11 protein-coding genes are annotated in these 11940 nt (G+C 43.9%); 6 read left to right on the top strand and 5 right to left on the bottom strand.

The window, feature by feature from the left end; translation table 11 throughout:
* Positions 1 to 648 carry a glycerol-3-phosphate 1-O-acyltransferase PlsY gene (gene plsY, locus QEP08_RS07435; RefSeq protein ID WP_285056977.1) on the top strand — a complete coding sequence of 216 codons (648 nt, stop codon included), beginning with the start codon at positions 1 to 3 and terminating at the stop codon, positions 646 to 648.
* A gap of 13 nt (positions 649 to 661) precedes the next feature.
* Entirely contained in the window at positions 662 to 1471 is an 810-nt protein-coding gene (locus QEP08_RS07440) for a M48 family metallopeptidase (RefSeq protein ID WP_285056978.1), read from the top strand.
* Between the two features lie 58 nt (positions 1472 to 1529).
* On the opposite strand, the gene QEP08_RS07445 is transcribed toward QEP08_RS07440, so the two are convergent.
* From QEP08_RS07445 to QEP08_RS07460, 4 genes are all read right to left on the bottom strand, one after another.
* Positions 1530 to 2783, bottom strand: coding sequence for an anthranilate synthase component I family protein (locus QEP08_RS07445; RefSeq protein ID WP_285056980.1), 1254 nt, complete (start codon positions 2781 to 2783; stop codon positions 1530 to 1532).
* 103 nt (positions 2784 to 2886) lie between these two features.
* The gene (locus QEP08_RS07450) at positions 2887 to 4164 is read right to left on the bottom strand and encodes an adenylosuccinate synthase (RefSeq protein ID WP_285056981.1); all 1278 of its coding nucleotides are present in this window, start codon (positions 4162 to 4164) and stop codon (positions 2887 to 2889) included.
* A gap of 37 nt (positions 4165 to 4201) precedes the next feature.
* Positions 4202 to 4693 (bottom strand): Fur family transcriptional regulator, encoded by a 492-nt coding sequence (locus QEP08_RS07455; protein ID WP_285056983.1) that lies wholly within the window; start codon positions 4691 to 4693, stop codon positions 4202 to 4204.
* A 62-nt stretch (positions 4694 to 4755) separates the two neighbouring features.
* Positions 4756 to 6966, bottom strand: a complete 2211-nt coding sequence (locus QEP08_RS07460; RefSeq protein WP_285056986.1) for a RelA/SpoT family protein — start codon at positions 6964 to 6966, stop codon at positions 4756 to 4758.
* A gap of 242 nt (positions 6967 to 7208) precedes the next feature.
* Between QEP08_RS07460 and QEP08_RS07465 the strand changes: the two genes are divergently transcribed.
* From QEP08_RS07465 to QEP08_RS07480, 4 genes are read left to right on the top strand one after another with little or no spacing between them, the layout of a single operon-like run.
* Positions 7209 to 7826, top strand: coding sequence for a DUF4294 domain-containing protein (locus QEP08_RS07465; RefSeq protein WP_285056988.1), 618 nt, complete (start codon positions 7209 to 7211; stop codon positions 7824 to 7826).
* Between the two features lie 4 nt (positions 7827 to 7830).
* Complete coding sequence (locus QEP08_RS07470; protein WP_285056990.1) at positions 7831 to 8310, top strand: glutathione peroxidase; 480 nt, start codon at positions 7831 to 7833, stop codon at positions 8308 to 8310.
* Entirely contained in the window at positions 8307 to 9023 is a 717-nt protein-coding gene (gene bshB1, locus QEP08_RS07475; protein ID WP_285056991.1) for a bacillithiol biosynthesis deacetylase BshB1, read from the top strand. Before QEP08_RS07470 ends, bshB1 begins: the two co-directional genes overlap by 4 nt.
* Before the next feature lie 46 nt (positions 9024 to 9069).
* The gene (locus tag QEP08_RS07480) at positions 9070 to 10431 is read left to right on the top strand and encodes an acyl-CoA dehydrogenase family protein (RefSeq protein WP_285056992.1); all 1362 of its coding nucleotides are present in this window, start codon (positions 9070 to 9072) and stop codon (positions 10429 to 10431) included.
* Here the strand turns inward: QEP08_RS07480 and lat are convergent.
* Positions 10417 to 11757 carry an L-lysine 6-transaminase gene (gene lat, locus QEP08_RS07485; RefSeq protein WP_285056994.1) on the bottom strand — a complete coding sequence of 447 codons (1341 nt, stop codon included), beginning with the start codon at positions 11755 to 11757 and terminating at the stop codon, positions 10417 to 10419. The genes QEP08_RS07480 and lat overlap by 15 nt on opposite strands.
* Between the last annotated feature and the right edge of the window lie 183 nt (positions 11758 to 11940).

An 11940-nucleotide genomic window follows, 5' to 3' on the forward strand; every position in this document is an offset into this window, starting at 1 on the left:
ATGATCTCCATCTATTCTATATCCGCAGTTATTTTAGCGTACCTGTTTGGGTCAATACCTACGGCTGTATGGCTGGGTCAGGCTTTTTATGGGGTAGATGTCAGGGAATACGGCAGTGGTAATGCCGGTGCCACCAATACTTTCAGGGTATTGGGCAAGAAGGCAGGCATCGCGGTAATGACTATAGATATTGCGAAAGGATACACCGCTACCAAACTTGCCTATTTTATAGGTCTTTCGGTTACAGGCCCACAGCACTCCGCACAATTTGTAAACTACGAACTTGCCTTGGGCGTGACAGCTGTTATGGGACATTTATTTCCGATTTTCGCCGGTTTCAGAGGGGGTAAAGGGGTCGCTACGCTTTTTGGAATGATTTTGGCAGTTAACTTTGAAGCGTCAATGCTTTGCGTTCTGGTTTTCGTGGTGGTATTACTTTTAACAAAATATGTTTCGTTGAGCTCTATATGCGCAGGCTTTACATTTCCGCTCAGTGTTGTGTTCTTGTTTCAGGTCTCCATAAAATCTGAAGTTTTATACGGCATGTGCGTATGTATTTTGATCTTAATTACCCATCAAAAAAACCTGGAACGTCTTTTAAAAGGCAAAGAATCTAAAGTGTATTTATTTAGAAAAAAGGCAAGTTAAAAACTACAGTTTTATGAAAAAGATATTGATAATGGGTGTCATGGCTATTGGGTTAGCCTTTTCATCGTGTTCTACTGTGCCATTAACCGGTAGGAGCAGATTGAACCTTGTTAGTGACGAACAAGTGCTTCCAATGGCTTTTCAGGCCTACGGCGAGTTCCTGGCTGAAAATAAAAGTGTCGTTTTGCCATCTACAAATGCACAGGCACAACGGGTGAAGAATATAGGTAACAGGCTTATTTCAGCTGTGCAAAATTATATGAACAATAACGGTCATGCTGATTTGATAGCCAACTACAAATGGGAAGTAAACGTTGTGCAGAGTAAAGAACTGAATGCCTGGTGTATGCCGGGAGGAAAGATCGTGGTATACACAGGGATATTACCGGTTACCAAAGACGATGCCGGTCTTGCCACGGTAATGGGTCACGAGATCGCGCATGCCATAGCCGGCCATTCAGCTGAGCGTATGTCGCAGCAGATGGTTGCGCAGGGCATCGGTGCTGCCGGAGGGGTTGCCCTATCTAAGAATCCCAAAACACAGTCCATCTTCAATACATTATACGGCATAGGTACGCCTTTGGCTATGTTAAGTTACGGCCGCAATCAGGAATTAGAGGCCGACAGATTAGGGTTGATCTTTATGGCCATGGCGGGGTATAATCCTCAAAATGCAATAAGTTTCTGGCAAAGAATGTCTGCAGCATCGCAGGGAGGCCAGAAACCACCTGAATTCCTGAGCACCCACCCGAGTGACGATACCCGTATCGGAAGAATACAAAATGCACTACCTGAAGCTCAGAAGTATTATAAGCCGAGATAAGTAAAGTATATAATACCGTCATTGCGGGGCACGAAGCAATGACGGTTAACCTCCAATTCTAATTTTCTAGCGCTCTGATCATTGCAGATGCTTTAAGCATGCATTCGTCGTATTCTGAGGCAGCATTTGCTGCATAAGTAATCGCTCCGCCAACCTGGAACGATAGATAACCGTTGGAGGCATTATACAGAATGCTTCTGATGATGACATTAAAATCGAAATCTCCTTCCGGGCTGATATATCCGAAAGCACCTGAATATGCTCCGCGCTTGCTGAACTCAAACTGCTCTATCAATTCCATGGCTTTGATCTTTGGAGCGCCAGTCATTGAACCCATTGGGAAAGCATTTCGTATGGCATCGACAAAATGAATTTCCGGTTCCAGTTTAGCGCTTATGGTCGAGATCATCTGGTAAACCTGCGGAAAGCCATAGATACCAAACAGTTCTTCTACCTTAACACTGCCTTTGATGGCACTCCTGGTCAGGTCGTTTCTTACCAGGTCAACGATCATCACATTTTCTGCCTGTTCTTTGGCGTCCTGTTTCAATCCGGCTTTTATCAGTTCATCTTCCACAGGATCCAAACCTCTTTTAGCCGTTCCCTTTATCGGCTGGGAAATCAGAAGTCTGTCACGTTTACAAAGGAACCTTTCCGGACTGGCCGATAGAATATACTGGTCCCTGATCTTGAAAAAGCCGGAGAATGGGGTCGGCGAGATCTCATTTAGCTTTTGCAAAACGAACAAAGGGTCTATTCGCGCGTTTTTCGCAAAAAACTCCTGGCAGAAATTTACTTCATATATATCTCCGCGGAGGATGTGCTGCTGCAATTCCTCTACAGTTTTTATATAAGTATCTTTAGGTATTCTACTTTCAATATTTAAAGGGCCACTTTCCCCATATCTGACTTGTTGATTGTATATGGCGTCGAATATCTGCGGTCCTCCAATAATTAGTGTTGCTTCATTATCCTTTACAGAAAGCAGGTATTTCGGAACAAAAAAGAAAAGCTCAGGGAAGCCCAGGTTGTCAGCATTATCCGAATGGAGCTGTTCTACTTCGTTTTTAAGGTCATAACCCATCAAACCAAACATCCAGGTCTTTTTATCGTTAAAAAAGGATTTTAAAGACTCAAATGCATTTCCCGGTGATCTGCGCTCCAGGTCATCGTCAATTCCCGCTGCGATCAGAAAGTCAAATCTGCCATATCTGTCAGGATAATTGTTTGAATCAAAGCAGCAGCAGGCATCAAATGTTGCGGCCCAGTGCAGCGCCTTTTTTTTAAAAGAATTGATGTCCCTGATCTTCATTTTGAGTTCGCAAATTTAAAGAATATGGGCCGGAATAATATAAATAAAAAGACGGCCAACGGCCGTCTTCAATTACCTGGTAAATATCCGGATTAGTCCGTTTTTAATTTAAAATCAAAGTCTGTGTTCTGTCGGGCCCTACTGAAAGGAACTTCACAGGTACCTGCAGCTCTTTTTCAAGGAATGCGATGTAATCTGCAAGTTTTGCAGGGATTTCGCTGACCTTGGTGATTTTGGTGACATCGGTTTTCCAGCCTTCTATCTCTTTCAGAACAGGAACAGGCTTAACAGAAATGATATCATACGGCATATAATCGATAGTCTCGCCATTATGTTCATAATGCGTACATGCATAAATGGTGTCAAAGCCATCCAAAACATCTGCTTTCATCATGATCAGTTCTGTCACACCGTTCAGCATGATCGCATATTTTAATGCCGGAAGATCTATCCATCCGCAACGCCGTGCGCGGCCTGTAGTAGCGCCGAACTCATGACCGACGCTGCGCAGGGTCTCTCCCGTTTCGTTGTCAAGCTCAGTAGGGAAAGGGCCACCGCCCACGCGTGTACAGTAAGCCTTAAATATTCCGAAAACATGCCCGATCGTATTTGGTGCAATACCTAATCCGGTACATGCCCCTGCAGTAGTTGTGTTCGAAGAAGTTACAAAAGGATATGATCCAAAATCAACATCCAGTAATGTGCCTTGTGCGCCTTCGGCAAGCACCGTTTTACCTGCTTTAAGGAATCCGTTCACGTAATGTTCACTGTCTACATGAGGGATACTCCTGATGAATTCAATTGCTTCAAAAAAAGCGGCTTCTTTTTCAGTAAGGTCATATTCGAATTCATAGTGAGAAAGGATCTCCTTATGTTTTTCAACCAGTCTGCTGTAGCGTTCTTTGAAATCTGGCAGGGTAGTGTCGCCAACTCTAAGGCCATTACGGCCGGTTTTATCCATGTAAGTCGGGCCTATGCCTTTCAGGGTCGATCCGATTTTATCTTTGCCCATTTTTTGCTCATTTGCCGCGTCCAGTAATTGATGGGTTGGCAATATGAGGTGTGCTTTGCGCGCGATAACCAGTTTGCCTTTGGCAACCGGGTCGTGACCGGCAATTCTCAGATTGTCCAGTTCTCTTTTTAAAATGATCGGGTCTATGACCACGCCATTTCCTATAAGATTCATTGTTTTTTCATTGAAAATACCTGATGGAATGGTATTTAGAACAAACTTTTTGCCATCAAACTCTAAAGTATGTCCGGCATTCGGACCGCCTTGAAAACGAGCTATCAAATCATATTGCGGACTTAGTACATCAACAATTTTTCCCTTGCCTTCGTCGCCCCATTGCAGGCCAAGAAGCACGTCTACTTGCGTCATTATTTAAATTTAAGAATAGAAATATTATAATTGGTTTTTAACTTGCATGTTTAATGTCCGTGTTCTGGCTGTTCATTGCCGCCTTTGCAGCACAGTCAAAGCAAACGCCGTACATGTTCAAAGAATGGTGCTTGATCTCAAATTTGAGCAGATCCCCCACCATACTCTGGATCTGGTGGATACGGGGGTCACAGAATTCTACAACTTTACCGCAATCAATACAGATCACATGGTCATGCTGGTGATAACCATAAGATTTTTCAAACTGCGCCATGTTCTTGCCAAACTGATGTTTGGTGACCAGGTCACATGAAACCAATAGCTCTAGTGTATTGTATACTGTAGCCCTGCTCACACGATATTTTTGATTTTTCATGTGGATATAGAGGGTTTCCACATCAAAGTGATCATCTCTCGAATAGATCTCTTCCAGGATGGCAAAACGCTCAGGCGTTTTCCTCAGGCTTTTATTTTCGAGATAGGCTTCGAATATTTTTCTAACCAGCTCGCTGTTATGGTTTGTAGACATAGTTTTTAAACTCCTTTCAAAGGTACCAATTTTTATATAAAACACCAATGATTTATAGTAAATTACGCGTCAAACCTGGTAACTCCGGTAACCCCTTTTACTCTTAACAGATTTTCAATCAGGTTGTCCAGGTGCTCCTTGTCATTTACAAAGATCATAATAGATCCGTCAAAAATCCCATTATCGGTATCTACAGTTATAGAACGCATATTTACCTTAAAATCGTTTGAAATTACTTTTGTAATGTTGTTGATCAGTCCTACATCATCAATACCGATGATGTGCAGGCCGGTCAAAAATGTCAGTTCCTGCTGTTTGTTCCATTTTGCTTTCACCACCCTGTAGCCATAATTTGCCATCAGTTGCGCAGCATTGGGGCAGTTCGTCCGGTGGATCTTGATCCCTTCATTTACCGTTACAAAGCCAAATACATCATCCCCGGGAATAGGGTTACAGCAGGCTGCCAATGTATAATCTATCTTCTGCAGATCTTCGCCGATCAGCAGCGTATCGGATTCCGGGCCTTTGATCTTGCTCAGCATGGTTTCTATCTGCTGATGCTCATTCCGTTCCGCATTTCCCCGGTTTTCTATTTCTTTTTCACTGGCCAGGTAATCCTTCAGGTCTTTCAGCTCGATCTTTCCATTGGCAACTGCAATAAACAGTTCTTGTGTGGACGGCAATTTAAAGAAATAACTGAGTTTATTTAGATTGTCAGTATTGTAAGTGATCTTCAAGGACTTGAGTTTGCGTTCCAGGGTTTCTTTACCAGTTTCCGCAATCTTTCTCTTTTCTTCTTTTAAAGAAGATTTGATCTTTGACTTTGCCTTGGCTGTTACGACTATATTCAGCCAGTCTTCCTTCGGGGCCTGCTTTCCCGAGGTAATGATCTCTACCTGGTCCCCGTTCTGCAATTTGTAGGATAGCGGAACCAGTTTATGATTTACCTTCGCGCCAATACACTTGGCCCCTACATCCGTGTGGATCTCAAAGGCAAAATCGAGCGCTGTAGCACCCAGAGGCAGCTGCAGCAAAGCACCCTTAGGCGTAAAAATAAAAATCTCATCAGAGAAGAGGTTCATCTTGAAATCGTCCAGGAAATCCAGGGCATTCGCCTCTGGGTTGCTCAGCATTTCCCTTACTTTCATGATCCATTGGTCAAGACCATTGTCATTGCTTGATTCTTTATATTTCCAGTGTGCAGCAAAGCCTTTTTCCGCGATCTCATTCATTCTCTGGGTGCGGATCTGGATCTCTACCCACTGTCCCTTCGGTCCCATTACCGTCGTGTGCAGTGATTCATAACCATTCCCTTTAGGAGAAGACACCCAATCCCGCAGTCTGTCCGGATTGGGACGGTATAAGTCGGTCACAATAGAATAGGCCTTCCAGCAATCTGCTTTCTCACGTTCCGGACTGCTGTCCAATATGATCCTGATGGCAAAAAGATCATAAACCTCCTCGAAAGGAATGTTTTTGCTTTTCATCTTATTCCAGATCGAATGGATGGATTTTGGCCTGCCATAAACATCAGCTTTTAATCCCTGCTCAGCCAGGATCTCGTTGATAGGCTCCACAAATCTTTTGATGAACAAAGTTCTTTCCGTTTTTTTCTCGTTGAGCTGCGTGGCAATGTACTTATAAGTATCCGGCTCCAGGTATTTCATGGAGAGGTCTTCCAGTTCTGATTTAATCGCATAAAGTCCAAGCCTGTGGGCCAGCGGGGCATACAGATAAATTGTTTCAGAAGCTATTTTCAGCTGTTTCTGTCTGGGCATAAAATCCATAGTCCGCATGTTGTGCAGACGGTCTGCCAGCTTAATCAGGATTACCCGTACATCATCTGCCAGCGTCAGCAACATTTTTCTGAAATTTTCAGCCTGCAGGGAGCTGTTGTAATCAAATACGCCTGATATTTTGGTCAGACCGTCAATGATCTTGGCTGTCTTTTTTCCAAACTCCCGCTCTATGTCCTCCAGGGTGATATCTGTGTCCTCCACTACATCATGAAGCAGTGCACAAACAATGGAAGTAGTGCCGAGGCCAATTTCCTCAGCCGCGATCTGTGCTACAGCTATCGGATGATAAATATAAGGTTCCCCGGATTTCCTGCGCATGTTCTTATGGCTCTCCAGCGCCATGTCGAATGCTTTCCTGATCTCTTTTTTGTCCCCCCTCTGCATCGTTGGCTTACAAGCGCGCAAAAGCGCCCTGTACCGTTTCAGGATCTCTAGTTTCTCCGCTTCTAAATCTATCACCAATGCGTTCTTCATCTATCTGTCAGTTTCAATATGTTTTTAACTTATCCCGTCCAATGAAATGCTTATTCCATTTTTATGCAAATATGATACTAATATGAACAATAATTTTTCAATAATTATGTTTTCTCATAGTTCAGGTGCTATTGTATTAATTACGTAAAATATATGGCCATATGCTGCTAAAACCTTATATTAGACTATAAATAAAAACTAAAATATAAAATTAGCCGTACTTTTGCAGGGGATATAAATTTATGAAATTTTATAGGTTATTTATTCTGTTAATTGTCATTATTACTTGCGCCGACGCAAAAGCGCAAAGTGGATATGCGTCTGTAAAGTTGCCTGTACTTGGCAAAAATGACACAATACGCGTAGCCGGTACTAATGTTGACGGAGAGATGATCCCCTGGATAGCCCTCCATGAAGTAGTTATCTATGCAAACCGCATATTTAAGTCCCCGGCCGAGAGGGCTGCCTATAACAGGCTCAGGTATAATGTAATGAAAGTTATGCCCTATGCGCTATATGCTAAAAGAAGGTATGAGCAGTTGGAAAAAGACATCGCGCTGGCTACCGAAAAAAAACAGCAAAAGGCACTGGTAAAACAATGCGATAAGGAGATCAAAGAAATGTTCAACCGGGAAATCAAAGAGCTTACCATCACGCAGGGCCAGATCCTGACCAAATTAATAGACCGCGAGGTGGGCAGGACCACATACGATATCGTGAAAGAAACAAAAGGGGGCTTCACTGCCTTTCTGTATCAGTCTGTGGCGAGGGTAGTCGGGCACAACCTAAAGAACACTTATAATCCCCAGGAGGAAAGAGACATAGAATCCATCATTGTATCATCAGGTTTTTACCAGTAACCACATGTCTGAACCTTCAAAAAGTATACACCAGTTCAAAGCAAAATTGATCACTGGCAAGGATAAAAACCTTTCCGACTATAAAGACAAAGTACTTCTGGTAGTAAACATCGCTTCAGCATGCGGTTTTGTGGGCCAGCTCAAAGAACTGCAGGAACTCCGGGAAGAGTTTAAGACGCAGGGCTTTGAAGTACTTGGATTCCCGTCCAACGATTTTGGCAGACAGGAGCCGCTTGAGGGTGCTGACATCAGTGCTTTTTGCAAGGACAATTATGGAGTACAGTTTCCGGTATTTGACAAAATGATGGTAAGGGGTGAAGAGGCAAACCCTATCTTTAAGTTTCTGACCAAAACATCCACACCAAGATGGAACTTTCATAAATACCTGATCAACAGAAAAGGAGAGGTAGTGGATTACTTTTTTCCGTTTACCAGCCCCCAGTCTTCCAAAGTGAAAAAGAAAATACAAAAATTGTTAAAATGAAATTAGACATATTAGTGCTTGCCGTTCATCCCGACGACGCTGAACTGGGTTGTTCAGGAACTATTTTAAAACACATAGCAGAAGGAAAGAAGGTTGGTATAGTTGATTTTACCAGGGGTGAGCTTGGTACCAGGGGTTCAGCAGAAATCCGCGACAGGGAAGCCGCAGACTCCGCAAAAATACTTGGTCTGGATGCCCGTGAAAATCTGAAGTTCAGGGATGGGTTCTTCAGCAACGACGAAGCTCATCAGCTGGAAGTCATCAGAATGATCCGGAAATATCAGCCGGAGATCGTACTTGCCAATGCCCTTCATGACAGGCATCCGGACCATGGACGCGCAGGAGATCTTGCCAATGACGCTTGTTTCCTGTCAGGCCTTTCAAAGATCCACACGCAGCTGGATGGGAATGAGCAGGAAGCCTGGCGCCCCGGATTAATGCTTCAATACATCCAGGACCGCTACATCCGGCCAGATATCATCATAGACATTACGCCGTATATAGAAACAAAGATCGCGGCTATAAAAGCATACAAGACCCAATTTTTTAACCCGGATGAAGACGGTCCCGAAACATATATCTCGTCACCGGATTTCTTTGAAAGTGTAATCGGCAGGGCAAGGGAGTTCGGCAAGTCCATAGGCACCACGTATGCAGAAGGTTTTACTTCCCGCAAGCTGTTGGGTGTTGACAATCTTTTTAATTTGCTGTAAGCCAACAAAAAGGGTTCCGGTTTGTTTTAATTAGCAAACTCCAAATATGGCCAGTATCTTCTCATCCTTAAAAACAGCCTATACACTCTTCAAAAGTGTTGATTTTGCAAAACTGGATGCGCTTTCTAAAAAAGTAGACATTACAAAGATTGTAGACTCGGTAGCGGGCCTCGATGATGCCCAATTGCAGGGCTTAATGAAAATGGTGGCAATCCCGGCGAAAAAAAGAGAATTACCGCCTGTAGAAGGTGATTTTTATCATCTTGGCGATGAAGCGCTCAAAGAGGAGGACAGAGAACTGCAGCTGAAGGTCAGGGCATTTTTAGAAAAGGAGGTTAAACCAATCGTCAACCACTATTGGCTCCGGGCAGAATTTCCGTTTGAGCTCATTCCAAAAATAGCAGAACTGAACATCTGCGGCCTGACCTATCAGGGTTATGGCTGCCCCAATAAATCAAATCTCATGGAGGGGTTCCTGGCCATGGAAATGGCTCGGATAGACACGTCGATCTCTACTTTTTTTGGTGTTCAGAGCGGATTGGCAATGGGCTCGATCTATCTTTTAGGCTCGGAAGCACAAAAAGCGCAATGGCTGCCATCCATGCAACAACTGAAAACCCTGGGTGCTTTTGGTTTAACGGAGCCGGAAGTTGGCTCGGGTGTAGCAGGCGGCCTTACTACGACAGCCAAAAGGCAGGGCAGCAAATGGGTACTCAATGGCCAGAAGAAATGGATCGGCAATGCGACCTTCGCCGATGTGACCATCATCTGGGCCCGTGATGTTGATGACAATGAAGTAAAGGGCTTTTTGGTGAAAAAAGGAACCAAAGGTTTTGCCGTTGAAAAGATGATGGATAAAATGGCACTCCGGATTGTTCAAAACGGCCTGATCACACTGACCGGCTGCGAGATAGGTGAAGAAGACAGACTTCAAAATGCAAATTCATTTAAAGATACCGCCAAAGTACTAAAGATGACCAGAGCAGGGGTAGCCTGGCAGGCAGTAGGCTGCGCGCGCGGTGCCTATGAAAGTGCATTGCACTATACCAGGACCAGAAAGCAGTTTGGCAAACCCATCGCTTCCTATCAGCTCATTCAAAACCACCTGGTCGAAATGCTGTCCAACCTGACGGCTATGCAAACGCTGTGTTTCCGTTTGTCTCAGCTCCAGGATCAGGGCCTGCTGACAGATGAGCACGCCTCACTGGCAAAAGTATTCTGTTCCATGCGTACCCGGGATGTAGTGAGCCGCGCCCGTGAAGTTATGGGTGGCAACGGCATATTACTCGAATATGATGTAGCCCGATTTGTAGCCGACGCGGAGGCCATTTATTCCTATGAAGGAACCAAGGAAATCAATACCCTAATCGTCGGCCGTGCCATTACCGGTTTCTCAGCTTTTGTTTAGCCCGGGCAAGATCTTTTCCATTGCCGCTATACCCTCATCGATATGTTTCTTCCCGATACAGAGCGCTGGCCTGAACCTTATCGTCTGATTGCCGCAACCCAGGAACATCACATTGTGCTGTAAGCCTTTTTCTATAAAGGCATCGCGCATAGCTTTATCCGGAAAATCAAAAGCACACAGTAAGCCTCTCCCGCGCACATTACTCATGTGGCTATGTTTCGCAGCAAGCTTCTCTAACTGTGCTTTCAGATATTCACCAACTACGGCGGCATTTTCACAAAGATGATCTTCGGCTATGATCTGCAGGATCTGCGATGAACGTACCATATCTACCAAATTCCCTCCCCAGGTAGAGTTGATCCTGGACGATACTTTAAATACGTTATTTTCGACCTCGTCTACCTTTTTTCCAACCAATATGCCGCATACCTGCATTTTTTTTCCAAATGCCACAATATCCGGACGCGCTTTTTCACTAAAATGCTGATGGCACCAGAATTTACCGGTCAGTCCTACTCCGGTCTGCACTTCATCATAGATCAGAAAAGCCTCATTTTTATCGGCGAGGGCCTTTAATTCTACCAAAAACTCCTCCCTGAAGTGATTATCTCCGCCTTCCGATTGAATCGGTTCAATGATAATTGCGCAGATTTCATCTTTGTGATCAATAAAAGCCTGTTTTACCTGGGATAAGGACTGCGCTTCAGTTTCCATGACCTGACGCAGGTTTTCACCCTCCAGTGGAAATTTTAAAACGGGAGTTGAAACCCTCGGCCAGTCAAACCTGGCAAACCATTTGGTTTTATCCGGCAATGTATTGGTGAGACTCAGTGTATAGCCGGTCCTGCCATGAAAAGCCTTTTCAAAATGAAGGACCTTAAAGCCTTTTTCTTTAGTATAGCCGCGGGCAAAGTTCTTTTGTACCTTCCAGTCCATCGCTACTTTTAGTGCGTTTTCTATGGCCAGTCCCCCGCCAGCTATAAAAAAAGCATGTGGCAGATAGTCCGGAATTCCATGTTTGGAAAAGGTATCTACAAATTGCGCATACTGCTGGGTATAGACATCAGAATTTGAAGGATTTGCTAAAGCTGCCAGCAGCAGATTTTTCTTAAATTCCTCATCATTGATCATTTTCGGGTGATTGTAGCCCAGCGGCACAGACGCAAAGCAGGTAAAAAAATCGAGTAGTGTGCGTTTGTTTTTCGAGTCATAGATATAAGCTCCCTGACTTTTTTCCATGTCATAGGTCAGGTCAAAGCCATCGGCTAAAATATGCTTGCTCAAAGTTTCATTTACCTGTTCAGGATTTACCGTTAACTGATACATAATTTGATGTTTTGGTGCAAGCCAAATGTAATCAAAACCGCTCAAAATAAACAAATTAGGCGCTTTTTGAACGCGCTGTGTAAATATGGGTTTAAACAGTTTAAAGTTGGTTTTTGAAATGAAATGGGTTTTGGTCTTTTTTAGTTTTTTTATAAATGTTGTTTTTTAATCTCGAAACAGCGC

The organism is Pedobacter ginsengisoli (assembly GCF_030244015.1).
GTDB classification, from domain to species: domain Bacteria; phylum Bacteroidota; class Bacteroidia; order Sphingobacteriales; family Sphingobacteriaceae; genus Pedobacter; species Pedobacter ginsengisoli.

Excerpts from the sequence above, each read along its gene's own strand:
- plsY (WP_285056977.1), top strand. The coding sequence starts at position 1 with ATGATCTCCATCTATTCTATATCCGCAGTTATTTTAGCGTACCTGTTT.
- QEP08_RS07440 (WP_285056978.1), top strand. The coding sequence starts at position 662 with ATGAAAAAGATATTGATAATGGGTGTCATGGCTATTGGGTTAGCCTTT.
- QEP08_RS07445 (WP_285056980.1), bottom strand. The coding sequence starts at position 2,783 with ATGAAGATCAGGGACATCAATTCTTTTAAAAAAAAGGCGCTGCACTGG.
- QEP08_RS07450 (WP_285056981.1), bottom strand. The coding sequence starts at position 4,164 with ATGACGCAAGTAGACGTGCTTCTTGGCCTGCAATGGGGCGACGAAGGC.
- QEP08_RS07455 (WP_285056983.1), bottom strand. The coding sequence starts at position 4,693 with ATGTCTACAAACCATAACAGCGAGCTGGTTAGAAAAATATTCGAAGCC.
- QEP08_RS07460 (WP_285056986.1), bottom strand. The coding sequence starts at position 6,966 with ATGAAGAACGCATTGGTGATAGATTTAGAAGCGGAGAAACTAGAGATC.
- QEP08_RS07465 (WP_285056988.1), top strand. The coding sequence starts at position 7,209 with ATGAAATTTTATAGGTTATTTATTCTGTTAATTGTCATTATTACTTGC.
- QEP08_RS07470 (WP_285056990.1), top strand. The coding sequence starts at position 7,831 with ATGTCTGAACCTTCAAAAAGTATACACCAGTTCAAAGCAAAATTGATC.
- bshB1 (WP_285056991.1), top strand. The coding sequence starts at position 8,307 with ATGAAATTAGACATATTAGTGCTTGCCGTTCATCCCGACGACGCTGAA.
- QEP08_RS07480 (WP_285056992.1), top strand. The coding sequence starts at position 9,070 with ATGGCCAGTATCTTCTCATCCTTAAAAACAGCCTATACACTCTTCAAA.
- lat (WP_285056994.1), bottom strand. The coding sequence starts at position 11,757 with ATGTATCAGTTAACGGTAAATCCTGAACAGGTAAATGAAACTTTGAGC.